Annotated in this window: 21 protein-coding genes and 1 tRNA gene; 12 read left to right on the top strand and 10 right to left on the bottom strand. The window is 50.0% G+C overall.

Features of this window, described 5'->3' with window-relative positions; genetic code table 11:
* Nucleotides 1–37: 37 nt before the first annotated feature.
* From BUE76_RS12755 to BUE76_RS12745, 3 genes are all read right to left on the bottom strand, one after another.
* On the bottom strand, nt 38–556 hold the full coding sequence (locus BUE76_RS12755; protein ID WP_073039851.1) for an FKBP-type peptidyl-prolyl cis-trans isomerase: 519 nt from the start codon (nt 554–556) through the stop codon (nt 38–40).
* Nucleotides 557–594: 38 nt separating this feature from the next.
* Nucleotides 595–933: a magnesium transporter gene (locus BUE76_RS12750; RefSeq protein ID WP_073039853.1), complete on the bottom strand. Its 339-nt coding sequence runs from the start codon at nt 931–933 to the stop codon at nt 595–597.
* Between the two features lie 57 nt (nt 934–990).
* Nucleotides 991–1,061: transfer RNA gene (locus tag BUE76_RS12745), tRNA-Cys, on the bottom strand.
* A gap of 106 nt (nt 1,062–1,167) precedes the next feature.
* Between BUE76_RS12745 and BUE76_RS12740 the strand changes: the two genes are divergently transcribed.
* Genes BUE76_RS12740 through BUE76_RS12725 form a run of 4 tightly spaced genes read left to right on the top strand, consistent with a single transcriptional unit; the run spans nt 1,168 to nt 4,256 of the window.
* Nucleotides 1,168–2,043 (top strand): nucleoside phosphorylase, encoded by an 876-nt coding sequence (locus tag BUE76_RS12740; RefSeq protein ID WP_073039855.1) that lies wholly within the window; start codon nt 1,168–1,170, stop codon nt 2,041–2,043.
* Nucleotides 2,044–2,045: 2 nt separating this feature from the next.
* Complete coding sequence (gene dapF, locus BUE76_RS12735; RefSeq protein WP_073039857.1) at nt 2,046–2,828, top strand: diaminopimelate epimerase; 783 nt, start codon at nt 2,046–2,048, stop codon at nt 2,826–2,828.
* A 19-nt stretch (nt 2,829–2,847) separates the two neighbouring features.
* The gene (locus BUE76_RS12730) at nt 2,848–3,786 is read left to right on the top strand and encodes a magnesium transporter CorA family protein (protein WP_073039859.1); all 939 of its coding nucleotides are present in this window, start codon (nt 2,848–2,850) and stop codon (nt 3,784–3,786) included.
* Nucleotides 3,787–3,788: 2 nt separating this feature from the next.
* Nucleotides 3,789–4,256 (top strand): NUDIX hydrolase, encoded by a 468-nt coding sequence (locus BUE76_RS12725; RefSeq protein ID WP_073039861.1) that lies wholly within the window; start codon nt 3,789–3,791, stop codon nt 4,254–4,256.
* 210 nt (nt 4,257–4,466) lie between these two features.
* Here BUE76_RS12725 and BUE76_RS12720 read toward each other — a convergent pair whose 3' ends face one another.
* Both BUE76_RS12720 and BUE76_RS12715 read right to left on the bottom strand, forming a co-directional pair.
* The gene (locus BUE76_RS12720; protein ID WP_073039862.1) at nt 4,467–5,276 is read right to left on the bottom strand and encodes a queuosine precursor transporter; all 810 of its coding nucleotides are present in this window, start codon (nt 5,274–5,276) and stop codon (nt 4,467–4,469) included.
* Entirely contained in the window at nt 5,273–5,566 is a 294-nt protein-coding gene (locus BUE76_RS12715) for a hypothetical protein (RefSeq protein WP_073039864.1), read from the bottom strand. Before BUE76_RS12715 ends, BUE76_RS12720 begins: the two co-directional genes overlap by 4 nt.
* 185 nt (nt 5,567–5,751) lie before the next feature.
* Between BUE76_RS12715 and BUE76_RS12710 the strand changes: the two genes are divergently transcribed.
* Together BUE76_RS12710 and BUE76_RS12705 are read left to right on the top strand one after the other, a co-directional pair.
* On the top strand, nt 5,752–8,226 hold the full coding sequence (locus tag BUE76_RS12710) for a YfhO family protein (protein WP_073039866.1): 2,475 nt from the start codon (nt 5,752–5,754) through the stop codon (nt 8,224–8,226).
* Between the two features lie 94 nt (nt 8,227–8,320).
* On the top strand, nt 8,321–9,238 hold the full coding sequence (locus BUE76_RS12705) for a glycosyltransferase family 2 protein (RefSeq protein WP_073039868.1): 918 nt from the start codon (nt 8,321–8,323) through the stop codon (nt 9,236–9,238).
* A gap of 137 nt (nt 9,239–9,375) precedes the next feature.
* On the opposite strand, the gene BUE76_RS12700 is transcribed toward BUE76_RS12705, so the two are convergent.
* Together BUE76_RS12700 and BUE76_RS12695 are read right to left on the bottom strand one after the other, a co-directional pair.
* On the bottom strand, nt 9,376–10,398 hold the full coding sequence (locus tag BUE76_RS12700) for a glycosyltransferase (protein WP_245798293.1): 1,023 nt from the start codon (nt 10,396–10,398) through the stop codon (nt 9,376–9,378).
* Complete coding sequence (locus tag BUE76_RS12695; protein ID WP_158069970.1) at nt 10,395–11,345, bottom strand: glycosyltransferase family 2 protein; 951 nt, start codon at nt 11,343–11,345, stop codon at nt 10,395–10,397. Before BUE76_RS12695 ends, BUE76_RS12700 begins: the two co-directional genes overlap by 4 nt.
* A gap of 55 nt (nt 11,346–11,400) precedes the next feature.
* Between BUE76_RS12695 and BUE76_RS12690 the strand changes: the two genes are divergently transcribed.
* Together BUE76_RS12690 and BUE76_RS12685 are read left to right on the top strand one after the other, a co-directional pair.
* The gene (locus BUE76_RS12690) at nt 11,401–12,180 is read left to right on the top strand and encodes an FkbM family methyltransferase (RefSeq protein WP_073039872.1); all 780 of its coding nucleotides are present in this window, start codon (nt 11,401–11,403) and stop codon (nt 12,178–12,180) included.
* Between the two features lie 5 nt (nt 12,181–12,185).
* On the top strand, nt 12,186–12,986 hold the full coding sequence (locus BUE76_RS12685; RefSeq protein WP_073039874.1) for a glycosyltransferase family 2 protein: 801 nt from the start codon (nt 12,186–12,188) through the stop codon (nt 12,984–12,986).
* Between the two features lie 554 nt (nt 12,987–13,540).
* On the opposite strand, the gene BUE76_RS12680 is transcribed toward BUE76_RS12685, so the two are convergent.
* A complete protein-coding gene (locus BUE76_RS12680; RefSeq protein WP_073039876.1) occupies nt 13,541–14,302 on the bottom strand; it encodes a menaquinone biosynthetic enzyme MqnA/MqnD family protein in 762 nt (253 codons plus the stop codon).
* Between the two features lie 122 nt (nt 14,303–14,424).
* Between BUE76_RS12680 and purB the strand changes: the two genes are divergently transcribed.
* The 4 genes from purB (at nt 14,425) to BUE76_RS12660 (ending at nt 21,808) form a co-directional block, all read left to right on the top strand.
* Complete coding sequence (gene purB, locus BUE76_RS12675; RefSeq protein ID WP_073039877.1) at nt 14,425–15,774, top strand: adenylosuccinate lyase; 1,350 nt, start codon at nt 14,425–14,427, stop codon at nt 15,772–15,774.
* Between the two features lie 231 nt (nt 15,775–16,005).
* A complete protein-coding gene (locus BUE76_RS12670) occupies nt 16,006–19,500 on the top strand; it encodes a PVC-type heme-binding CxxCH protein (protein WP_073039879.1) in 3,495 nt (1,164 codons plus the stop codon).
* A 251-nt stretch (nt 19,501–19,751) separates the two neighbouring features.
* On the top strand, nt 19,752–20,651 hold the full coding sequence (locus BUE76_RS12665) for a sugar phosphate isomerase/epimerase family protein (RefSeq protein WP_073039881.1): 900 nt from the start codon (nt 19,752–19,754) through the stop codon (nt 20,649–20,651).
* A gap of 2 nt (nt 20,652–20,653) precedes the next feature.
* On the top strand, nt 20,654–21,808 hold the full coding sequence (locus tag BUE76_RS12660; RefSeq protein WP_073039883.1) for a Gfo/Idh/MocA family protein: 1,155 nt from the start codon (nt 20,654–20,656) through the stop codon (nt 21,806–21,808).
* 163 nt (nt 21,809–21,971) lie between these two features.
* Here the strand turns inward: BUE76_RS12660 and BUE76_RS12655 are convergent, their stop codons facing one another.
* A complete protein-coding gene (locus tag BUE76_RS12655; protein WP_073039885.1) occupies nt 21,972–22,649 on the bottom strand; it encodes a DUF3823 domain-containing protein in 678 nt (225 codons plus the stop codon).
* A 20-nt stretch (nt 22,650–22,669) separates the two neighbouring features.
* Nucleotides 22,670–24,604 carry a RagB/SusD family nutrient uptake outer membrane protein gene (locus BUE76_RS12650; RefSeq protein ID WP_073039887.1) on the bottom strand — a complete coding sequence of 645 codons (1,935 nt, stop codon included), beginning with the start codon at nt 24,602–24,604 and terminating at the stop codon, nt 22,670–22,672.
* Nucleotide 24,605: the final 1 nt, after the last annotated feature.

The following is a 24,605-nucleotide window of genomic DNA, read 5'->3' as shown; positions in this document are numbered from 1 at the left end:
TTAGATTTTTGGCAAAAATAAGCGTTCCGGGTACCACTTAACTTTTCCATACCCCATCTAACTTGACTTCAAAAATCAAAACAGAATTAGCAGGGATGATCACTTTAGTGGTATCAACACGGTCTTTGATAGCATTCTTGCCATAACCGAGAGAAGGCGGGATGTATAAGCGCATGCCACCACCTTGTTTGATCAAAGGCAAACCATTTATCCAGCCTGGGATGAATCCTCCTACTGGAGCCCAACCAGAGGTGGTATTACTTTGATCAAAAACGGATCCGTCTTTCAACATGCCTTTATACCTAACGGCAACCTGGTCACAAGGAGAAGGTACTGCGCCATTACCCATCGAATCAACTACATAAAACAAGCCGCTGCAATGTTCCGTAGCATTGGTAATGCCCTGGCGGGCCAGTATGGCTTTAACACTATCGATTTCAGCCTGTGGCGCTTTATAGCCACAAGGGTCGTAGTTGCAGGTACGGGAATCTTCCCCGTTTTTAAAACATCCGGCAAAGGCAAAGCCAATAGCGGCGAGTGCAAAAAATCGTTTCATTCAAATGTATTAAGAGAAAAGGTTAGCGTTGCTGACATTCAGGGAGCGGTATTCGTTGCATCCCCAGCCTCTTGTTTTTGTTTCAGCTCCTGGTAGCGCTGTTCGTTCATGTCCCATTTGTGCCGGCTGGAAAAGATGGTCATGAAAACGGCTATACCCACAATGGCAATAAGCACCGTGTACATGGCCGAACTGTCGCCGCGCATTACCATCTCGGCACGCCTGTTCCATCCAGAAAATACGTTGATAAAAAGCGCAAGCGCCATAACGGCACTAAGCGGCAGGCCAATGCTGAACTGGCGGAGGAATTTTTTCTTGTTGTTGCGGTTGGCTTCCCAGTACTGCAGGAAGTCCTGTTCTTCTTTAGAAAGTGCCATGGCGTTGTGGCTATATGGATACAAAAAAAGCTGCCTTAGGTAGGACAGCTTTGGAAGAGGTACCGAGCGGATTCGAACCGCTGTACGAGGTTTTGCAGACCTCTGCCTAGCCACTCGGCCACGGTACCAGTTTGATCCTTAAGCACTAATGCTTTTGGAACGGGTGGCAAAAATAGGGTAATTTCGCACCCGAACAAATTTATTGTCAAGCCCTCACCAATTTTCCCGGTCAACATGCAGCGTATAGCCGAATCCGAACTGATCATCAATAACAGGGGTGCTGTTTACCACCTCGACCTGCGCCCCGAAGAGCTGGCGCCCACCGTACTTACCGTAGGCGATCCCGATCGGGTGGCACAGGTAAGCAAGTACTTCGACAAGATCGAATATAAAAGCCAGCACCGCGAGTTCATTACCCACACCGGTTCCATCGGCAACAAAAGAATCAGTGTTATTTCCACCGGCATTGGTCCAGACAATATTGACATTGTTGTAAACGAACTGGATGCTCTGGTAAACATCGATTTTCAAACAAGGCTGGTTAAAGACCACCTGACCCAACTGCAGATCATCCGCCTGGGTACTTCGGGTTCGTTGCAGGCCGATATTCCCGTGGACAGTTATGTGGCATCCACGCATGGTTTGGGCCTCGACAACCTGCTTAATTTTTACCGCCTGGAGCACAATGACGAAGAGCGCCAGTTGCTGCAATCCTTTACTACGCATTCGCAGTTGCACATGCAGGTAACCAACCCTTATATCAGCAGTGCAAGCCCTACCCTGCTCAAACATTTTGTACAGGGTTATCACCATGGCATTACCGTTACCTGTCCCGGCTTTTACGGTCCGCAGGGACGAGTGTTGCGCCTGGGCGTTCGCAACCCGCAGCTTATTGGCAGCCTTTCCAGCTTTAGCTATGGCCAGCACCGCATCACCAATTTTGAAATGGAAACTTCCGCCATTTTTGGCCTTGGCCGTTTGCTGGGTCACCATTGCCTGGCACTGAATGCCATTGTTGCCAACAGGGTAAAACAGGAGTTTACAAAAGATGGCGCAGCAGCCGTTGAAGGTTTGATTAAACAATCGCTGGCTATCGTAGAAAAGATCTGATCATGCAAGTAAATTTTTATAAGTACCAGGGCACTGGCAACGACTTTATCATATTTGATAACCGCGATGGCAAGTTCAACGAGCTTACCAAAAAGCAGGTAAAACAATTATGCGACCGCCGCTTTGGTATTGGCGCCGATGGCCTGATGCTGCTGAACAGCCATCCTTCGTTCGACTTTGAAATGAAGTACTACAACGCCGATGGCGGCGAAAGTACCATGTGTGGCAACGGCGGCCGCTGCCTCGTAAAATTTGCCTACGACCTGGGCATCATCAAAACCACCTATAACTTCCTGGCTATCGATGGTCCACACGAAGCATCGGTAGGACTGGATGGTATTGTGGCTTTGAAAATGGTAGACGTAGATGGCTTTGAAAAACGCAATGGCCACTTTGTACTCAATACCGGGTCGCCGCATTTTGTAACCTTCAGCAACGATGTGATGGCCGAAGACGTGGCCCGTAAAGGCCGCGATATACGATACAGCGATGCGTATAAAGCAGAAGGCATCAATGTAAATTTTGTGGAGCAAACCCGCGACACCGACCAGATCATTGTACGCACCTACGAGCGGGGCGTTGAAGGCGAAACCTATAGCTGTGGCACCGGCGTTACCGCTGCTGCCCTGGTTTGTTATCACAATGATAATGGCTTCAACAGGGTGGAAATCAAAACCCTGGGCGGACCTTTAAGCGTGGACTACGACAAGGTGGGCGAATCGTTTAAAAATATATGGCTGAACGGACCCGCGCAAAGAGTATTTACCGGTACCATTGACATCTGATTAAACACAAGTAACTGCTTTGATCCAATACTTTATCAATATCAACCAGAAAACCGTGCAAACGCCCAAGCCCGAACACGGTACCTGGGTGAATGTGCTGCCCCCGCTGAAACAGGAGGAGTTTACCGAACTGTCGGAAACTTTGAACATTCCCATCGACTTCCTGACCGACTCGCTGGATATTGATGAACGAACCCGTTTTGAAGAAGAAGGGAACGTAAGGCTGATTGTGATCAAAACACCAACGGAGAACAACTCGTTCAACGAAAGTGATGCCTACTATATCACCATCCCGGTATGTATCATCCTCACCGACGACCAGATTGTAACGGTAAACTCCTTTGAGAATGCCGCCATGAAGAAATTCTTAAACACGTTTCAAAACCGTCATCCCGACAAGAAAAACATGATGGTGCTGAAAGTGTTTGAAAAGGTGGTGCAGAACTTCATGGAAAACCTGAAGGAAATCAACTCGCGCCGGAATGGCCTGGAACAAAAGCTTTATACCGCCAACCGCAACGAGTACCTGTTGCAGCTGATGCGGATACAAAAAAGCCTGGTATACTTTGTAACGGCACTGCGCTCCAACGAACTGTTGTTTATGAAGCTGGAGCGTACCAATTTTCTTGGGTTGAATGACCATGAAAAAGAGTTCCTGGCCGACCTGATTGTAGACAATGCGCAGGCCCTTGAAATGGCGAATATCTATACCAATATCCTGAGCAGCACCCTGGATGCATTTGCCTCCATCATCGCCAACAACCAGAACGATGTATTGAAAAGGCTGTCGGTGATCACCATTGTACTCACTTTCCCGGTACTGATTTCCTCGCTGTTTGGCATGAATGTGCCCAGTGGTTTTGAGCACTCGCCTTATGCCTTTTATATTGTAGCCATCCTATCCCTGGGTGTATCGCTGGCCATTGGTTATTTCTTTTTACGCAAAAAAATATTCTGAGCATGGGCCAACTGAACCTGCGGGTATATGGCATCCTCATCAACGAACAAAACCAACTGCTGGTAACCGACGAACTGATCCGCGGCATGCGGATCACCAAATTCCCGGGTGGCGGGCTCGAGTTTGGCGAAGGTACCCGCAACTGCCTGGCACGCGAGTTCATGGAAGAAATGAACCTCAAAGTAGAAGTGCTGGAACACCTGTACACCACCGATTTTTTCCAGGAGTCTGCTTTCCGTCCCGGCGACCAGATCATTTCAATTTACTATAAAGTGCGTGCACTGGAACCCATCAAGGTACGCATCAGCACTACCCCTTTCGACTTTGATGCAGACCAGATGAAACTGTATGAAGAACGGAGGGAAACAGAGTCCTTCCGTTTTATTGATTGGGCAGAACTTTCAGATGAATGCCTGACCCTGCCGATTGACAAGTTGGTAGTAAGACAGATAATAGATCATAGCAGATAATCTGCGTAGGCCACCTATTATCCAGATCTGCCATCTTTGCTACAACTGTACACTTCCAAATAATAGTAGGGTTTTGGCATGGTAAGAAACCAAGCCTCACTTCCGGAGTATGGTCATGCCGAACTCGTTTCGGCATGACAGTCGCTGTTCTTATTAAGGGCCTATGAATTAATAAAACCAGGTTTAGAAGAGACAGCAGATCTATTAAAATCAACCCGCCGCAGGGATATTGGTATAGGCATCTTCGCCCTGCCCCATGGCGGCTCTTTTCATACGTTGGGCAGTATCACGTCCCAGGTATTTTTCAATTCTTTGTTCGGCTAAGTAAATAACAGGGGTAAGCAGGATGGCTACGGTAAATTTATACGCATAGTTTACCAGGCCTATGGCTACCACCTGCGCAACGGGCCAGTTGTTGCCTATACGGAAGGCAATAAACAGCACCACAAAGGAGTCGATGAACTGCGATACCATGGTGGAGCCCGTTGCCCGCAGCCACACTTTCTTCTCCCCTGTTACTTTTTTGATGCGATGAAATACATAAACATCAATCAGCTGGCTTACCAGGAAGGCTACCAGGCTACCCACGATGATCCACATGCCCTGTCCAAACACACCACCAAAAGCCAGCTGCATATCGGGTATGCCTTCAGCCGTACGGGAACTTACCCACCAGTCGGCAGCAGGAATATGCATGCTCATATAAAACATGACAAAAGCATAGGAGATCAGCGCCACCGCGGTATAACTGATGCGGCGCACTGCCTTTGGACCGTAAAACTCATTGACAATATCCGTCATGATAAACTCCAGTGGCCACAATAAAACCCCGCAGGTAAGATTGAAGGAAAGCCCTGTCTGTCCCAGCAGGCTGAAATTGGCCGGCGCAATACCCAGTAGCTTTTCCAGGGAAAAGATTTTGCCGCCGATGCATTCGGCAATAAGTGCATTGGCAACAAAGAAGGCAGCAAAGGAAATAAACAGCTTGGTTGGTTTGTCTTTGATGATAGCGTTGATCATAACAATGTATGTAGCAGGTAAGCGATTTGAAAAATTAGGAAAACGCCATTGGTAATGGCCAGCCATAGGGGTACAGTGGCTGTGATGGGTTGCTTACGCAAAAGCTGCAGGCCATTCATAATATTGGAAACAGGATTGAAAATGCCCATGCCCATCACGAGCCCAAGGATGGCAATAAGCGAAACCATACTGCCCTGCGCATTTCCGGCGCTTCGTTGCATGACCACACAGGCAAGAAAGAACAGGTTGCAGATAAATGCCAACTTAGCCAGTAAGCCCAGGCCCTTCATGAATCTTGATTTTATAAACAGCTAGTCCTCAACAACAAGAAAGCGGTGAAAAGGTTGCGCGTTAAGCTTTCCCTTTTTGACCCCGCCTTCGTTTAATCGTGTAAAATAGCATTAATTTGCCCAGCCTAGAAAATTGAGCCTTTGGCTTTTTACTGCAGTCAAAGGGTAAAGGAAAAAACAGACACATGAAAAAAGGGATCTTTCAAAAAGTCCTTCCCAACCTGGTTGCGATTATTGTTTTGTTGCTGGTAGCCGTAATCTTCTGTAGCCCGGCATTAAGCGGCAAGCAAATCAGCCAGAGTGATGTTATCCATTGGAAAGGTATGGCCCAGGAGGCCTTGCAATATAAAGAGCAACACGGCCATTTTCCTTTGTGGATCACCAATATGTTTGGCGGTATGCCGTCGTACCAGATTGCGCTGGAAAGCCAGAACGTGGTAAGCACTGGCTTCTTCCACCAGATATTTACCCTGGGATTGCCCAAGCCCATTTCCTTTTTCTTCCTGGCTTCGCTGATGTTTTATTTCCTGAGCCAGGCCTTCCGTATGCGTCCCTGGATCGGTGTGCTCACCGCTATTGGTTATGCCTATGCCACTTACGATCCCATCATCGTTGCCGTGGGCCACGATACCAAGATGCTGGCCATTGCCTACATGCCTGCGCTTTTAGGCGCACTGGTGGTGCTGTACAACCGGAACTACTGGCTGGGTGGTGCGCTTACTGCCCTCTTTAGTGCCCTGCTCATTGGCATGAACCATTTGCAGATTACCTATTACTTCCTGCTGGTGGCTGGCTTTATGACCATATATTATGCCGTGGAGTGGATCAAGGCTAAGGACTACAAACACCTGGCCCTTGCCTTGGGTATTGCATTGGTTGCCGGCATATCGGGTGTACTGTCCAATGCTACCAATATTTTCACTACCTACGACTATTCCAAGGCCACCATGCGCAATGGCACCTTGGGCCTGGATACGACGGCCAACGCAGGTTCCAAAAAGTCGGGGCTTTCCATTGACTATGCCTTTACCTATGGCAGCTATGGCCAGGCCGAAACCATGACCATGCTGGTGCCCGGCATGTATGGTGGCGGCAGCGGCGGCGAGCTGGACGGCGACAGCAGGGTGGCCAAAAACTTAACTGCTAAAGGCGTTCCAGAAGACCAGGCAGCACAGTTTGCCGCGTCCATGCCCACCTATTGGGGTACCCAGCCCGGCCACGCAGGCCCTGTGTACCTGGGCGCCATCATGTGCTTCCTTTTTGTGCTGGGCATGGTGTACCTGAAAACAGGCCACCGCTGGTGGATGCTGGCGGCCATCATCCTCGCAATCCTTATGAGCTGGGGTAAGAACTTTGAAGCTTTCAACAGCTTTGTATTCAATTTCCTGCCCTACTACAATAAGTTCCGTGCTCCTGCCATGATCCTGGTGGTGCCACAGCTGCTGTTCCCGCTGCTGGGAGGCATGGCCCTCACGCGTTTCTTTTCAGGTGAAGACAAGCCCGAAGCGCAATGGAAAGGTTTTAAGAACAGCCTTTATGTAACCGGCGGCCTCCTGGCACTTGCTGTCCTCGCCTACCTGTCGTTTGATTTCCGCGGGCCCAACGATGAGAGCCTGTTGCAGTACTTTGCGCAGTCGCTGGGCGGAGAAGCTGCCGCACAGGACTTATACGCTTCGCTCAAAGCAGACCGCAAGGGCATGTTTGGCGGCGACCTGTTGCGCAGCCTGGTGCTGATTGCACTGGCAGCCGGTGTGCTTTGGTTGTACCTGAAAGACCGGGTAAAAGCTACGGTTGCCCTGGGTGCCCTGATCGTGCTCAACCTGTTCGACTTGGCGGGTGTTGGTAAGCGCTACCTCAATGAACGCAACTTTGTGGAGTCCGATCAATACGAACAGGAGTTTGCCCTCACTCCTGCCGACCAGCAGATCAAACAGGACACTGGTTATTACCGCGTGCTCAACCTGACGCGCGATGTGTTCAACGACGCCATCACTTCTTACCACCATCGTGCGGTTGGTGGTTACCATCCTGCCAAGCTGAGCATCGTAGAAGACCTCCTTTCCTTCCAGTTGCGCAAGCAGCCCATGAATATAGCGGTGCTCAATATGCTGAACACCAAGTATGTAATTACACCCGGGCAGAACAACCAGCCACAAGTTCAGGCCAACCCCGAAGCACTGGGTGCCGCCTGGTTTGTAAAAGCGGTCCGTTTTGAAAACAACTGGCTGGGGGTGATGAAGGCCATGGACCAATTTAATCCAGGGGATACAGCAATTCTGGAAGCTTCCAGCAAGGCGCAGGTACAACAGCCGCAAACCGATAGTGCTGCCAGCATCCAATTGGTGCGTCACGACAATGAGGAAATGATCTACCAGAGTAATGCCGCTGCTAATGGCTTTGCGGTGTTCAGCGAGATATTTTACGATCGCGGCTGGAAAGCCTATATCGATGGCAGGGAAGTGCCCATCATCCGCACCAACTATGTGTTGCGTGGACTGAATGTACCGGCAGGCAAACACGATATCCGTTTTGCCTTTGAGCCAACGGCTTACAAAACGGGAGAATCGGTATCCCTGGTGGTAAATATCCTCATCCTCCTGTTCCTGCTTTTTGCAGCCTTTAAAGTTTACCAGAGGAGCAAAAAAGAACAAAGCGCTTAATTATCCTGCCAGAAATAACCACGGAAGCTTTACCGCACCATCAGTGCCGTATGGTTTCCGTGGTTTATTATTTTAAAAAAGATCAAAGGCCTGTATGGATACGCTGAAGCCCCAGATTTCGGTAGTTGTATGTTCTTACAACAGGGCCGATTATATCATTGATGCAGTTGAAAGCCTCAACAAGCAAACATTGCGCAAAGAACTCTTTGAAGTGTTTGTGGTAGACAATAACAGCATCGACAATACCGGAGCACTGGTACAGGACTATATGCAGGCGCATCCTGGTTTTCACCTGCACTACCTGAGCGAACAAAAACAAGGTGCTTCTTTTGCCCGAAATACGGGAGCCAGTTTTGCTACAGGTACCATCTTGTGTTTTATGGATGATGACGCCGTTGCAGCGCCCGATTACCTGGAGCGCATGCTCCGGTTTTTTGAGCAGTATCCCGACGCGGTTGGATTGGGTGGGCGCATCATTCCCCGCTACATTCCTGCCGAACCCAAATGGATGTCTTACTACGTATCGAGCATGGTGGGCAATTTCGATTACAGTCCTACCCTTGTACCCTTTGCCGCGGGCAAATACCCGTTGGAGTCCAATATGGCAGTGCGAAAAAATGCTTTTGATACAATTGGGGGATTCAACACTGCACTTCCGGGTGTGGCTGGTGAGTTAAGGGTTGGTGGCGAAGGGAAAGATTTTTTCCTCCGCCTGCAGCAAGACGGTGCGCCTGTATATTACGATCCCAAACTCGTGGTACACCATGTTGTGGAAGTAAAAAAACTCACCCCCCATTACCTGTACCGGGTGGCCTCGGGGTATGGTCGTGGCGAAAAGGTGCGCACACTGGCGATAGGCAAAACTGCTTACTGGAAAAAGATCCTGGAATACGGGTTCAAGCTAGGGGCAGCAATGGTGCTGGGCCTGGGTTATGCACTCAAAGGGAAACCTGCCCAAACCTGGCCGGTGATCCGGTTTCGGATTGATGCATTGAAAGGATTGCTGGAGTGACCAAATAGATTATCTACCAATTACAAAACAGTAACAAAAAGAATTGGTTTAATTGGAGACTGTCATGCCGAATCAAGTTCGACATGATACCATACTGTGTTGCACTTTAATTATGTACTGCACATTTTATTATGGTATCAGAACATCTTATAAAACCTTGGCTTATTGCGCATAATGGCAGGCGTAAGGAACCAAAGCCTTGCCACATTCCTTCCAAATGCAAACACCTTTTTCCCTTGCTTAAAGGGATTTGCCGCACGTATGGTTTCATAAACTGTACTACATAACAGAAAAAACAACCAACCCCAGGTATAATTGAGCAAAAGAAAGAGAAACCAGCCAACACCATACTGTTTGCGCACCCGCAGGTGATTGCTTACCATCAACTGCAGACCTTTACGGTCGTACAAATTATAGTATCCCTGCTCCTGTATATTCTGGCTTTTATTGATGGTAGCGCCTTCCAGGTGTATAATTTTCAGATTGCCGAAAAGTACCAGTTGCCCCACTTTTTTCAAGCGGCTGCACCATTCCACCTCTTCTCCATACAGGAAGAAGTCTTCATCCATCAGGCCTGCTGTTGCAACAGCGTTCCGCTGCACCATCAGGAAGGCCCCACTGATCCAGTCCACCTGCTGCTCACTGGCTACATCCTGTACACCGGGAGCTTTTGATCCCGCACTATAAGCTGCCCAACGGATAAAAGCACCCCAATAAGGTATGGGTAACAGGTGGTTCAGTCCGCCTTGTACAAAGCGGCTACCCGAAATTTGTGGAGCGTGTGCGGCATCCAGCAGCTGCACGCCTGCAGCACAAAAATTTCCTGCTTTCAGCTGTTGGTAGCAAACGGCAATACTTTGATCCAGGGCTATGGTATCAGGATTCAACAAGAGAAAAGCATCCCCCTTGGCCAGCCGCATGCCGGCATTATTGGCCCTTGCAAAACCTGCATTATAGCCCATGTCAACCCATTGTACAAATGGGAAACGGTTGCAGATCATTAGCTCATCCTGGTGGCTGTTGCTGTTGTCCACAACGATGTATTCAAAATTGGGAGCAACATGGTGATCCAAAATGGATTGAATGCAATTCAGGACCAGGTTTCCCGAGTGGTAGTTGACGATGATGATGGACAACAAACCCTTTTGCTCCGGCATCATGCCTTTTCTTTTTTAGCCTGCCAACCGGTATAGCAAAGCAACATGATTGATTTGGAGATGGGTCCAACCTGTAGTGCCTTCAGCGGCAAGCGTTGTTGCCACTGCATCATATGACGGATTACGGCAGGCAGCTCGCTTTCCTGCAAACCATTGGCCTGAACATCGGCCATGCTGCGGATGCTATAGTTGCGCAAGAGGCGCCAGAAATAATCAAAGTAGACAGGATCATCAAAAGCTTCCTTCTCTACCTTGGCTGCCAGCCTGATATTTTCCCGGAAGATAAGATCGGTATTGGTGCGGCAAAAAACGGTGGTTTGGTCTTCGTGCAAACCAATGCTTACCAGGTGCCGGTCGATATACTTGTATTTATATCCTGCCTTCAGCAACCTGGCGTAGTAGTCCACATCCACAACCCAAATAAACTGTTCATCGTAGCGGGTAGGAATACTGGCCCGCACCATGGTATTGCTGGGTGGCCCGATGATCTGCGACAACAAAAGGTGGTTGGGCTTTTGGCTCATTTCTGTAAGCAGGTATTTGCGTTCCTGCAAAATGGTGATCCTGCCCTGTTCATCAACCGCCGTATTGCGGCAAAAAACAAAGTCAATGGCGGGATCCTCAAAAGCCTGCACATAGCTGCTCAGCGCATCGGGTGCGTGCAGCCAGTCGTCCTGGTGCAATAAAATCACCAGGTCGCCCCTGGCTTTATCCAGTGCATTATTCCAGTTGCGCGGGCTTTTCAATGCGGGCAAATTGTGAAAATACCGGATGGGCAAACGCTCCTGGTAGGGCGCTATGGCTTCTTTTATATCTTCGTCCGGCGAATCGTCAGAAATAACGACCTCCACGTTCCGGTAATCCTGTTGCAGCACCGATTGGATGCAACGAATTACATACTGCGGTTTTCGGTACGCCGGAATGCATATAGAGATCAGTGGTTGCGCCATGTTTACATCCATGAAAAAAACAGCGACAAATATACTTAAAGCAACACTAGGCAGGATGCCTGTTTCGCAAAAGGCCGTTCACAATGGTGCACTCACTTGGTACACCGTTAAAGTGCTTAAGCACCAGGACGACCAGTTGGAGAAACATCTACAACTTGACCCGTACAAGGTTTTTTACCAAAGACCTTACGAGTTGCTCCATACTTATAGCGAGATCTTTACCAATGGCATTTACCATTTTCGTGCTTCCCGCGAAAATCCACTGATCATTGACTGCGGGTCCAATATTGGTATTGGATTGCTGAACTATAAAGCCCAATACCCGCAAGCCCGCATCATTGGCTTTGAACCGGACAAGGGCAATTTTGCACTCCTGCAAAAGAATATCAAACACAATAAGCTGGAAGGCGTAACCCTGCACCAGGCTGCCGTGTGGACCAGCAACGGCACCATCTCCTTTGCTTCCGAAGCTTCCGAAGCCAGCCATATTGCAGAAGATGGCAGCGGCGGCCAGATTGTAACGGCGATACGCCTGGCCGATATACTGGCAGCAGAAGACAAAATTGATTTTCTCAAGATTGATATTGAAGGCGCCGAGTGGCCGGTAATACAGGATTGTGCTCCTTACCTGGGCAAGGTGGACAACCTGTTCCTGGAGTATCATGGCAAAACAACAGAGACTTCAAAGCTCACCGGCATCATGCAGATTCTGGAAAAAGCAGGTTATTCGGTGTATGTACAAAATGCCGCCGATAATCTTGCCCGGCCTTTTTTGCAAAAAACAACCGGTACCATCTACGACGTACAACTGAACCTGTATTGCTTCAAAGCCTGAACCCTATGTCCACTCCCCTGATTTCGGTTGTCATTCCCTGCTATAATGATGGTATTTACCTGCCTGAAACAATCGCATGGCTGCGCAGGCAAACCCTGCAGGATTTTGAAACCATTATCGTAAACGATGGTTCGACAGATGCTACCACCCTATCCATATTAAAAACTTTGGAGCAGGAAGGCATCATTGTTTTGCACAAAGAAAACGGCCGCATGTCTGCTGCCCGCAACCATGGGGTTCAGCATGCAAGGGGAAAGTTCATTGCTGCACTGGATGCCGATGATTACTACCATCCCAGCTTTTTTGCCAAAGCAGTGGCAGTGCTGGATGCAGACCCTGACACCGCCGTTGTTACCAGCTATATGCAGTTGTTTGGCGAGTTCAGCAAGGTGGCAAAACCAAGAGGTGGCAACGAGTACAACTTCCTGTTCTCCAGCCAGTGTCCTGCCTGCGCCATGGTGCGCAAAGAGTGCTGGGATGCCATAGGCGGTTACGATGAAGCCATGCGGAATGGATATGAGGACTGGGAGTTTTATATCCGCATCACCCAGCGCAAGTGGAACATCCACGTGATTAAAGAAAAACTTTTCTTCTACCGCCAAACAAAAAAATCAACACACAAGAATGACACCCTTCCCAACAGGGCTGGCCTTGTAGATTATATCGTGGAGAAGCACAAAGATTGGTATATCCAAAAGTTGAAAGAGCTGATTACAGGAGAAGCGGTCTTTTACAAACATAGCCGCATCTCGTACCAGGTAATTGCGGAGTTGTTGAAAAATAGGGTGACGAAGAAATATAATTAAGGTTTTGTTTCCCGCAGAGGGCACAGAGGGACAGAGGACGCTGAGGAAAAAACAAAAGCTTTCATCATTGAAGATGAATTCATTTTATATTCTGCATCGCCGATGAAGTATCCTCATTGCGAGGCGCCCTCAATAACTTCCCTACAACGATAATGTGCGGCGCCGAAGCAATCTCCATCAAACAGGAGGTTTTAAGAGCACAGCATTTAGGGTACTACAGCGGCAGGAGATTGCTTCAGCGCCGCTATCAACCTGAAATTCCAAGCAACTACTGGAACTTCACAAGGACGGTATACTTTCGTTTGGTTCCTACTAATGGTAATGTTGATATCCAGTTCTAAAATCCTGGCTGAAACCAGTTTCAACGTTCGGGAATTGTCATGGCGACGCATGTCGGCATCTCCTACATATATGCAGACTGTTGCATAAAAAAGGGGATGCCGAAACAAGTTCGGCATGACACACTGCCGTGTTGCACATGAAAGCTATGCTGATTAGTTATATTTTAACTCAGACCTGTATATATCTAACATGCATCAATACAAGGCCTATACTTATTTCACAGCCGCCTGGTTCAGCAGGGCGAGCTTCTGCAGAAACAACTCCAATCCTTTCCGCTTAGGCGCTGTCAGGTTATAAGAGATGTTCTGCTTGTAATAAGTTTCCAAACTATAGGTAGGGTAAGTAATACTTGCAATCACATCATCTACATGCGCAAGGCCAAGGGCATTGGCTTCATTAAACGCCTGTTCAAATGCTGCAGGAAGGGGTTTGTTGGCCACCCAGGCTGCAAACACAAAAGGCAACCCGGTATGATCGATCCAGGCTTCAGCAAGATCATAGATATAAGTGGAGCGCAGCCTTTGTTCCAGGGCACGGTCGCCAATGACCACACCCGCAGTGGTGCCTTTGATGGCCTCGCGGTAGTCTTCGCCGGTGGCATCAATAAAGCGCAGGTCTTTTTTCCAGTACTCTTCCAACAACACTTTGGCCAGGTTAACCGAGGTGCGGCTTTGGTAATCGAGGTACACTTCGGTGATCTGCTCCATGGGCACTTCGCTGAAAATGCAAACGGAGGCAACAGGGCTTTCGGCACCAATACAGTAGTTGGAAACAATATGCGGGTTGGGCAGTTTCGGGATCATGGCCACCGGTATAAGGGCCAGGTCCACTTCATCGTTGAGGAGCATGCGGGCAATACTTGCCGGGTAGTCTTCCACTAAACTGATTTCTTCCATCACCGGGTGCCTCCGGATACCATACAATAAAGGTTTGGTATTGAGGTAGCTCACCGCCGCAACTCGTATCTGCTTCAAAAGGGCTAATTTTGGCCGCAAAGGTAAAAGCGTTCCGGCAACCGTGTGGCAAGTGGCGCAACGAAAGTTTTGCTAAGAATTACTGCCCTTTGCCTACGCCGGCCTGCTCCCAATAACAAGCTATGGAATTGACTTCGCTCTCCGCTATTTCGGCTATAGATGGCCGCTACCGCAAACAGGTACAGCACCTCGACGAGTATTTCTCCGAATTTGGTTTGATCAAGTACCGTGTATTGGTTGAAATTGAATACCTGTTTTTCCTGGCCTCCAAAGGTTTTTTTACCCTTTCGCCAAAAGCGCAAAAACACCTCAACAACGTAAAAGCCAACTTCAACCCCGAGCATGCCCAGCATGTAAAGGATATTGAGGCTACCACCAACCACGATGTGAAGGCCGTGGAGTATTTCCTGAAAAAGGAACTGGACAAGGTAGAGGAAGAATCGCCGGCCCGTGAGTGGATCCATTTTGGCCTTACCTCGCAGGACGTGAACAATACCGCCATCCCGCTTTCTTTTAAACACGCGGTAGAAAACGAATACCTGCCTTCACTGCTCAACCTCAACAACCAATTTAAGCAACTGGCGCAGCAATGGAAAGAAGTGGCCATGCTGGCCCGTACCCACGGGCAGCCCGCCTCTCCCACCCGCCTGGGCAAGGAGCTCATGGTGTTTGTGGAGCGCATCGACAAGCAGGTAGCCCAGTTGATGCATATTCCTTTCTCCGCCAAGTTTGGTGGCGCCACTGGTAATTTCAATGCACACCATATTGCCTTTGGCGAAATAGACTGGATTGCATTTGGAAATGAATTCGTAAACGAGGTGCTGGAACTGGAACGTTCGCAGTTTACAACCCAGATTGAACACTACGACAACCTGGCTGCCTTCTTTGATGCCATGAAGCGCATCAACAATATCCTCATCGATCTTTGCCGCGATATCTGGACTTATATCTCCATGGATTATTTCAAGCAGCGGATCAAGGCTGGCGAAGTGGGATCTTCCGCAATGCCGCACAAGGTTAACCCGATCGACTTCGAAAATGCCGAGGGCAACCTGGGTCTGGCCAATGCCCTGTTCGAGCACCTGTCGGCCAAGTTGCCCATCTCCCGCCTGCAGCGCGACCTTACCGATAGCACCGTGTTGCGCAATGTAGGACAGCCTGTGGCACACACCATTATTGCCATCCGCAGCATCGAAAAGGGTTTAGGCAAATTGCTGCTGAACGAAGCCAAAATCAAGGAAGACCTCGAAAACAACTGGGCGGTGGTGGCTGAAGCTATTCAAACCATCCTGCGCCGCGAACAGTACCCCAATCCTTATGAGGCACTGAAAGACCTTACGCGTGGCAACCAGAAGATTGACAAAGCTTCGATGCACCAGTTTATTGACGGCCTGGAAGTTTCTGCCAAGATCAAAAAAGAACTGAAAGCGATAACACCTGGCAATTATACCGGTGTGCACCCCGACTTTTAATAAGCTGAAAATTTTGCTGGAGCCGGGCTGTATAGGCCCGGCTTTTTTTATGCCTTAGCATTTTTATTCCCTGCTGCGCCCTCCATTCCGCGGTGGTTTGGGTGGGAAAGAAACTACCATCCGTTAATAAACGTTATAAATACAATTAATCTCAAAATTTGAGACAAAAAGGCGAAAGATTGTGGCCATAGCTTTTTACTTTCAAACAGCTTCTAACCAAAAAGCTTTGCCATGAATGTTAAACGACTAACGGTTCTAGCCCTGACGGGCTTATTTGCTATTGCCCTTACCTTATCGTGGAAGCTAAAAGAATCGCCACCGCCCGGACGGCTTGAACTGCTTTTCCTTGGCCACAAAAGCCAGCACCACAACAGCGAGCAACTGGCTGATATCCTGTCGAAAGAATACTTCAAAGAAGGCATCAACATCAGTTATACAACCAATCCCGATGACCTGAATGATGACCTCCTGGCCAGGTACGATGGATTGATTTTGTACGCCAACCACGACTCCATTACCGCAAGCCAGGAAAAAGCCCTGCTCAACTTTGTGCGCAAGGGCAAAGGCTTTATCCCGCTTCACTCCGCTTCCTGGTGTTTTCGCAATGCTCCCGAAGTGGTAGAACTGATCGGCGGCCAGTTTAAACGCCATAAGTACGATTCTTTCCCTGCCGTGATTGCCAAACCGCAGCACCCCATCCTGAAAGACGTTCCCACTTTTACTACCCTCGATGAAACTTATGTGCACGATAAATTGAGCAAAAGCATCGAAGTGCTTACGGAAAGAGTTGAAGGTGATCACCGCGAGCCTTATACATGGGTGCGCAACTATGGTCAGGGACGCGTTTTCTACACCGCCTACGGTCACGATGAAAACACTTTCAACAACAAGGAATTCCTGAAGCTGGTACGCAATGGCATCCTTTGGGCTGTGGGCGATGATGCCCGCAAAAGGCTGGAGTCGTTTAAAATTGCCAATCCTTCCTATTCGGAAGCTACCATTCCCAACTACGAAAAAAGAAACCCGGCACCAAAACTGCAGGCGCCGTTGACTCCTGAAGAAAGCATGTCGCTGATGCAGGTGCCAGTTGGTTTTGAGCTGGAGCTTTTCGCTGCCGAGCCCGATATCATCAACCCTATTTACATGAACTGGGACGAAAAGGGCCGGCTCTGGGTGATTGAGACCGTGGATTACCCCAATACCGTTCGGGACGACAAGGAATCTGGCGACGACCGCATCAAGATACTGGAAGATACCAATGGCGACGGACGGGCTGATAAGTTTACACTATTTGCCGAAAAACTTAATATACCTACTTCCTTCACTTTTGCAAAAGGCGGCATCGTTGTTTCACAAGCGCCCTATTTCCTGTTCCTGAAAGACACCAACGGCGATGACAAGGCCGATGTAAAAGATACCCTGATGACAGGCTGGGGCACTTACGATACCCATGCAGGTCCTTCCAACCTGCGTTATGGTTTGGACAACCAGATATGGGGTACCGTAGGCTACTCGGGCTTCCAGGGTAAGTTTACCACCGATTCGCTCAAGTTCAGCCAGGGACTGTACCGCTTTAAGCCGGACAGCAAGAAGGTTAAAGACATGGAATACCTGGCCAGCACCAGCAATAATACCTGGGGTCTTGGCTTCTCCGAGGAGTTTGATGTGTTTGCTTCCACTGCCAACAACACGCATAGTGTGTTCTTTGGTATTCCCAAAAAATACCTCACTGCCGCCGGCCTTCCCGACCCCGGAGCAGAAAAGATCGACGCCCACTACGGCATGCACGTGATGACCAAGAACCTGCGCCAGGTAGATGTGTGGGGAGGCTTTACAGCTGCTGCGGGCCATAGCCTGTACACCGCACGCACCTATCCCAAAGACTACTGGAACCGCGCAGCTTTTGTGTGCGAGCCAACTGGCCGGCTTGTTCACCGGGTAAATCTAAAACAACAGGGTGCCGGTTTCAAAGAAGATAGCGATGGCTGGAACCTCCTGGCTTCTGCCGATGAATGGGCCGGACCAGTACAGGCCGAAGTTGGTCCCGATGGCAATGTGTGGGTTGTAGACTGGTACGATTTCATCATCCAGCACAACCCCACTCCTACTGGCTTTACCAATGGTAAAGGCAATGCATACGAAAACCCCATGCGCGACCATGAAAGAGGTCGTATTTACAAGATCAAGTATGGCGGTGCCAAAGCCGCTTCGCCCATGCGCCTGGACGCCAGCAATAGTGCAGCACTGGTTGCAGCCCTGTCGCACGACAATATGTTCTGGCGTACCACAGCCCAAAGACTGCTGGTAGAAAAAGGCGACAAATCGGTGATCCCTGCATTGTACAAACTCGTTCAGGATCGCAGCGTGGATGAAATTGGCATCAATGCCCCTGCCATACATGCCTTGTGGACCCTGCATGGGCTGGGTGCACTCAATGGCACCAATGCACAGGCTACGGCGGTTGCCACCAAGGCCCTCACCCACCCCGCTGCGGGTGTGCGCCGGGCCGCCATCCAGGTGCTGCCCCACAACGCCGCTGCCTTGCAGGCAATGACAGCTGCTAAATCTTTCAATGATGCGGACGGCAGGGTACGACTCGCCGCTGTACTGGCCACTGCCGATATGAAGGCCGCTGCCCAGGTGGGTGCCACCCTATTTCAAATGGCCGAAAATGCTGCCAACAGCAATGATCCCTGGATGCGCAGCGCCATCGTTGCGGGTGCCAAAGTGCACCAGGCAGGTTTCCTTGCAGCCCTCCGCAAAAAAGGCGTTTCTGAAAACGTGGCCCTGAGTGATGCAACCTTAGCGCAACGTATTGCACTGGATTCCCGCATTACTTCGCTGGCACTGAGGCCCCGGCTGATGCTGGCCGGTGAAAAGGCACCTGAGGTGAGCGGAAAGGAACTGACCATCAGCGGTACGCTGGAAAAGAACCGCAGTTTTCCTTACCAGGGACTCATTGTGGCCCAGGGCGATAAAAACAACGGCTACGGTCTTTACCTGCAGGACAACAAACTCACCTACCTCGTAAACCAACAGGGTAAAGCTTATGCAATTACCTCCCAGGCAGCGCTGCCGCCCAAGTTCAGTTTTGAAGCTTCGCTGCAGCGCGATGGCAGCATGAGCCTCCTGATCGATGATAAGGAAGCCGGCAAGGCCACGACAGCCGGGCTGTTCAAACAACCCCTGAAAACAGGTTTCCGCACCGGCTTGGAAAATGGCACCGGCGATGCCAAGCTTGCCGCTTACCCCGATACGTTTTTCCTCCGTGCCGCAATGTCGGCAGCCAAGATCGAATTGCTGGAACCCGGCACCGTAAAATCGGCAGCGGAGAAAACAGGCAAGTTCGACCAGACCATCAACCTGCGCGTGGTAAAAGATGTGATGAAATACGACAAGGAACTGCTGACTGCAAAAGCAGGTACTACGGTACTGATCAAACTGGCCAACCCTGATTTCATGCAACACAACCTGGTGATCCTGAAACCTGGCACTACCGAGAAGGTAGGTGCTGCTGCCGACAAACTCGCCAGGGATCCCAACGGTGCCAAGATGAGTTATGTACCTAAAACATCTGATGTATTGTACAGTACACCATTGATCAACCCTGAAGGCAGCTATAACCTGGCCATCAAAGTGCCCGACACACCCGGCGACTATCCTTTTGTTTGCACCTTCCCAGGGCACTGGCGGATTATGAAAGGAGTATTGCGGGTAACTAAATAGTGCCTGAATAATTAGCTATTAGCGACCTGGTCCTGCTGCATAATTGTCTCATAGTATTAGCTGCAGGACCAGTCCTTTCCTTTGTAGCGTTCAGGAAAAGGCGAAAAAAAAATTCGTTGTCAAAGTGGTGTTTTTCCACCGTGATGCCGGACGCCTATTTACTCCTTATCTTTTACTTTCGGAGCTGGGTGGCTATCCATCGGGAGTGCACTACCAGCAAACTGCTCCGCAAAACTTAAAGCGATTGCCTGATGTTCCAGCAATTTCAATTTAGTGCCAGCACCTGGCTATGGACTTCTCCTTTCAGTACCAGGGATGTGGAAACCCTATTTCCCAAAATATCTGCTATGGGTTTTGATGCGGTAGAAATTGCCGTAGAGGATCCGGCCATCATCGACAAAGAGGTAGTGCGGAAAGGCCTGCAGCGCTACAACCTCAAAGCCATTGTGTGTGGCGCTTTCGGCCCTACCCGCGACCTGACACATGAAGACCCCGCTGTGCACCGCAACTGCTTTGAATATATCCGGCAGTGTATGGACTTATGTACTGCGTGGGGTGCCGGTTTCTTTGCCGGGCCCATGTATTCGGCGGTTGGCAAGGCCCGCATGGTGCCGCCCGATCAGCGGAAAAAAGAATGGGAACTTGCGGTTAACAACCTGCGCACCGTATGTGATATGGCCACGGCACAAGGACTTCAAATAGCCCTGGAGCCTTTGAACCGCTTCGAGTCGGACCTGGTAAATACCGCTGCCGATGTATGCCGGTTGGCGGAAGATATCAACCATCCGGCTGCCCGCATCATGCTCGATCTTTTCCACAGCAACATCGAAGAAGCCAACCCCGAGGCTGCACTCCAACAAATTGGCCAGCGGCTCATTCACCTGCAGGTTTCCGAAAATCATCGCGGCATTCCCGGCACCGGCACTACGGCATGGGCAGCATGGCGCAAGGGTATCGAAGCCATTGGCTACAGTGGTACCATTTCCATAGAAAGCTTTACCCCCAACAACCAGGAACTGGCAGGAGCTGTTTGCATCTGGCACCCGCTGGCACCCAGCCAGGACCAGTTTGCCAGCGAAGGCCTTGCATTTTTAAAACAGTGGACTGCAGCTAAAACATCTATTCCTAATCAAACGCTTTTAACCACCTGAGTATGGAACCAAAAAAAATCAACGTGGCCATCATTGGCCTGGGCTTCGGCGCAGAGTTTATTCCTATTTACCAGCGCTATCCCGATGCCAATATGTACGCCATTTGCCAGCGCAATGAAGAAAAGCTCAATGAAGTGGGCGATGCTTTTGGCATTTCCGTTCGTTATACCGATTACGATGAATTACTGAAAGACCCCAATATCGATGCGGTGCATATCAATACACCCATCCAGAACCATGCAGAGCAATCCCTGAAAGCTTTGCGTGCCGGTAAACATGTGGCCTGTACCGTACCCATGGCCACCACCGTAGAAGAGTGCCGCCAGATTGTTGCCGCCGTTAAAGAAACCGGCCTCACCTATATGATGATGGAAACCGTGGTATACAGCCGCGAGTTCCTGTTTGTAAAAGAGCTATATGAAAAAGGAGAGCTGGGTAAACTGCAATTTCTCCGTGCATCGCACCAGCAGGAAATGAAAGGCTGGCCCGGCTATTGGGAAGGTCTGCCACCCATGCATTATGCTACCCATTGCGTGGGACCGGTAGTGGCCCTTGCCGGCAAAGAGGCGGAGTATGTTTCCTGCCTTGGATCGGGCCGGATAGATGAAGCACTGATTCCCAAATACAATTCTCCTTTTGCCATCGAAACCTGTCACATCAAGTTCAGGGATTCGGACCTGGCGGCCGAAGTAACCCGTTCCCTATTCAATACCGCCCGGCAGTACCGCGAAAGTTTTGATGTATATGGATCTGAGAAAAGTTTTGAGTGGAGCCAGGTAGAACACGAAGACCCCGTGGTGCATACCGGCGAAAAGCCAGAGCGGGTAAAAGTGCCCGATTATGCTCACCTGTTACCCGAACCCATTCAGTCCTTTACCACCGGGGGTGTTTATGATGCCGACAGCAACCAGCACCTTTCCTTTATCCAGGGTTCCGGTCATGGCGGTTCGCATCCCCACCTGGTGCATGCCTTCATCAGCGCACTGGTAGAAAAAAGGGAGCCTTTCCCCAATGCGCAGGAATCAGCTAACATCACTTGTGTGGGTATCCTGGCACATGAATCAGCCATGCAAGGGGGCAAACAAATTCCTCTTCCGGAGTTTACGCTGCGTAAGGAGTTTGCTATACCGGCAGATGCCAGCCATGCCAGTTTATAATTGGTATTGAACATAAAAAGAGCTGTCCTTTTACCGGGACAGCTCTTTTATTTCCACCAACCCGGAACATGTAAGGCATTATGGCAAGCAAAAATTTGCCCGGTGTAAAAACACCGGGCCTGCCATAAAAACTGCTATGTGAGCACTAAAAATGAAAGCACTTTTATTTGAGCATAATTTTCTGCGGCGCTGAGTACACCAGTTCGGCTACGCCAACCGCTTTTACGGCTACCCTTGCATATACAAATTCCTTACTGGCCAGAGATGCCGGCACGGCCACACTCAGGGTTTGAGGCTGGCTCAGGTCGGTGAGGGCAGCAGCCAGTTTTTGTGCATTGCCGGCGTTATTGGTTTGGTCGGTGATCAGGGTTTGCCCAATAAACATCCGCACCAGTTCCAGCGGTTTGGTATTGTTTACCTGCTGCACTTTAAAGCTGGCATTTACCATAGTGCCACTGCGCGAAAAGCTCGCGTCTTTAATTAGGAAAAACGGGTCCACGCTTACATCTACCTGTGCGCCGCCTTTTACCTGCACATCTAGGGAATCTGTTTTGTCCGCCCAGGGGCCATTGCCTTTCAGCAGGGTCAGTTTATAATTGCCATCGTAAAGCTTGGCAGAGAAACTACCGTCCTGAGCCACAAATACCGGGATTTTGGTATACAGCTGGTAACCTTTCTGCCACAACTCCAGTTGCACACCATTGGAACGCAAACCCAATTGCTGGCCCTGGTAAACTACCCGGCCGGTAAGTGTGGCGCCGGGAGCTTCTTTATTATCCTTTTCACATCCCGCCAGCAATACAAAGAATGCGAGGGCAGGTAGGAGAAATATCTTTTTCATAATCTATTCAGTTCAAAAAATTATTGGAAAGGATTGCGCACAATCAGCGGGTTATTGTCCAGCACATTCTGCGGAATAAAAGTGTAGTAGTTCTGTATCTGGAAAAAACGGGGCGCCCGGAAACGCGGTGCCACCATTTTTACAAATACATACTTACCATCTCTTGCAGGGTCGCCGGGACGTACCACACGGTATGGGTAGAGTGCCGACACCATGGCGTTGGGGTTGGTGGTGTTGCCATTCCAAACCTGGTCGGCAATACGCCAGCGGATGAGGTCCCATACACGATGGTCTTCAAAAGCCAGTTCCACGCGGCGCTCGTTTCGGATGCGGGCCATATCCAGGCCAGCAGCAGTGATGCTGTTTGCCGGGAAACCTGCCCTTTCGCGCAACTTGTTGATATAAACCAGGGCTTCGCTGGTGAGCCCCAGCTCGTAGGCCGCTTCTGTAGCGTTCAGGTACATTTCACCCAGCCGGAACCATACCCACCAGGTATCGCTGCGGATACCACGTGTGCTGGTAAGCGGGCCGTCATCCACGTACTTACGCATGTAAAAGCCGGTGTTGGAAACTTCCTGGATGGAGCGGTGCGGGCCGGCTGCACCCGTTAGCAACTTGCCGTCCCCATTGGGGTAAGCCGTACCACCCCACATGGCCCCCAGCTGGGTGCCTTCAACGGTTTGGTAGCCCGTACCGCTCCACACCATCACCCCCGCCTGCATCTGCATGGTGGCGCCTTTGAAATTACTGCCAGGATACAGTACCGTTCCGGCAAGCCTTGCGTCCTTGTTGGCGAAGATGTCTTCGGGTTTGTCATAGTAAATAAAATCCGAATTGTCGGCAGTACGGGTTTTAAGGGTACCGGCACTTCCATCTAGGTATTCAAAGCTTTCCACCAGGTTGAGCGAAGGCGTAACCGAAGAAGAAGAAAGGTTATCCTCGCGTACACTACGGGCGATATTGTCGTAGGTAAACAGGTGCCGTTTGTCTTTGGAAATAAGGAAGTCCTTGACGAGGATCACTTCCTTATTGTTTGCCTTTTTGCTTACCGCTTCGTAAAAAGCAAGGCCTGCATCACTGCCCGACTTCAGGCTGTACACACCGCTATTGATGATCTCTCGGGAAGCCTCCAGCGATTTCTGGTAGTACTCGGCCGCTTTGCTGGCCGGAATACCCACTTCGCCACCTGGCAGGTTCAGCTGCGGCGTGTTGAGCGCTGTGTATTTGGCAATGGAACCGGCATACAACATGGCACGGCTCTTCAACGCCATGGCAGTAAACCTGTTTGCACGGCTGTTGCTGGGTGCGCCATTGGTTTCGTTGCCCAGCAGGCTTTTTATTTCATCCATCTCCCTGGCAATGAAATCATACACGTCCGCCTCTTTTGCACGGGCCTGGCGCAGCGAGCCTGCATGGCCACTGTAATCGTACAACAGCTGCTTGGTGATGAGGGGCACGCCACCCATGCGCTTTACCATTTCGAAATAGGCAAAGGCCCGCAAAAAGCGGAACTCGGCCATGAATTGGTTGCGCACATTTGCATCAAGGTTGGTGCCCAGTTGCTGGATATTTTCCAGCGATTTGTTCAGGTCCCTGATGAGCGAGTAGTTCCACAAAAACCAGCGGTTGGTAGCGTAGGATGTAATGTTGTTGCGGCCATCCTGATTGGATTGTCCCGACCACATGGCATCGTCATAATCGGCCATATTGCGCCACTGCGACAGGCGGCCATCCCGCAGGGAGCCATCAGGATAAGTATCGTTCACGTCCTGCAAACCCGATTCGGTAGGCAGGCGGTCGTAGTAGTTGGCCAGCAGGGAGGTGATCAGCCTGGAGTCGTTCCATACATTTTCCTCTACAACCAATGATTTGGGCTCCCGCTCCAGCCAGTCCTTTTTACAGCCAGACAGCGCCAGCAAGGAAACAAGGGCAAGCCCGATATATTTCTTTTTCATA

This window comes from Cnuella takakiae, assembly GCF_001953305.1.
In the GTDB taxonomy this organism is placed as follows: Bacteria; Bacteroidota; Bacteroidia; order Chitinophagales; family Chitinophagaceae; genus Flavisolibacter; species Flavisolibacter takakiae.
Note: the sequence above shows the minus strand (reverse complement) of the source record. Positions and strands in the feature narration are given on the sequence as shown.

What these genes read in the sequence shown, in the direction of transcription:
- BUE76_RS12755 (WP_073039851.1), bottom strand. Translation starts at nt 556, where the DNA reads ATGAAACGATTTTTTGCACTCGCCGCTATTGGCTTTGCCTTTGCCGGA.
- BUE76_RS12750 (WP_073039853.1), bottom strand. Translation starts at nt 933, where the DNA reads ATGGCACTTTCTAAAGAAGAACAGGACTTCCTGCAGTACTGGGAAGCC.
- BUE76_RS12740 (WP_073039855.1), top strand. Translation starts at nt 1,168, where the DNA reads ATGCAGCGTATAGCCGAATCCGAACTGATCATCAATAACAGGGGTGCT.
- dapF (WP_073039857.1), top strand. Translation starts at nt 2,046, where the DNA reads ATGCAAGTAAATTTTTATAAGTACCAGGGCACTGGCAACGACTTTATC.
- BUE76_RS12725 (WP_073039861.1), top strand. Translation starts at nt 3,789, where the DNA reads ATGGGCCAACTGAACCTGCGGGTATATGGCATCCTCATCAACGAACAA.
- BUE76_RS12720 (WP_073039862.1), bottom strand. Translation starts at nt 5,276, where the DNA reads ATGATCAACGCTATCATCAAAGACAAACCAACCAAGCTGTTTATTTCC.
- BUE76_RS12715 (WP_073039864.1), bottom strand. Translation starts at nt 5,566, where the DNA reads ATGAAGGGCCTGGGCTTACTGGCTAAGTTGGCATTTATCTGCAACCTG.
- BUE76_RS12710 (WP_073039866.1), top strand. Translation starts at nt 5,752, where the DNA reads ATGAAAAAAGGGATCTTTCAAAAAGTCCTTCCCAACCTGGTTGCGATT.
- BUE76_RS12705 (WP_073039868.1), top strand. Translation starts at nt 8,321, where the DNA reads ATGGATACGCTGAAGCCCCAGATTTCGGTAGTTGTATGTTCTTACAAC.
- BUE76_RS12700 (WP_245798293.1), bottom strand. Translation starts at nt 10,398, where the DNA reads ATGATGCCGGAGCAAAAGGGTTTGTTGTCCATCATCATCGTCAACTAC.
- BUE76_RS12695 (WP_158069970.1), bottom strand. Translation starts at nt 11,345, where the DNA reads ATGGCGCAACCACTGATCTCTATATGCATTCCGGCGTACCGAAAACCG.
- BUE76_RS12690 (WP_073039872.1), top strand. Translation starts at nt 11,401, where the DNA reads ATGCCTGTTTCGCAAAAGGCCGTTCACAATGGTGCACTCACTTGGTAC.
- BUE76_RS12685 (WP_073039874.1), top strand. Translation starts at nt 12,186, where the DNA reads ATGTCCACTCCCCTGATTTCGGTTGTCATTCCCTGCTATAATGATGGT.
- purB (WP_073039877.1), top strand. Translation starts at nt 14,425, where the DNA reads ATGGAATTGACTTCGCTCTCCGCTATTTCGGCTATAGATGGCCGCTAC.
- BUE76_RS12670 (WP_073039879.1), top strand. Translation starts at nt 16,006, where the DNA reads ATGAATGTTAAACGACTAACGGTTCTAGCCCTGACGGGCTTATTTGCT.
- BUE76_RS12665 (WP_073039881.1), top strand. Translation starts at nt 19,752, where the DNA reads ATGTTCCAGCAATTTCAATTTAGTGCCAGCACCTGGCTATGGACTTCT.
- BUE76_RS12660 (WP_073039883.1), top strand. Translation starts at nt 20,654, where the DNA reads ATGGAACCAAAAAAAATCAACGTGGCCATCATTGGCCTGGGCTTCGGC.
- BUE76_RS12655 (WP_073039885.1), bottom strand. Translation starts at nt 22,649, where the DNA reads ATGAAAAAGATATTTCTCCTACCTGCCCTCGCATTCTTTGTATTGCTG.
- BUE76_RS12650 (WP_073039887.1), bottom strand. Translation starts at nt 24,604, where the DNA reads ATGAAAAAGAAATATATCGGGCTTGCCCTTGTTTCCTTGCTGGCGCTG.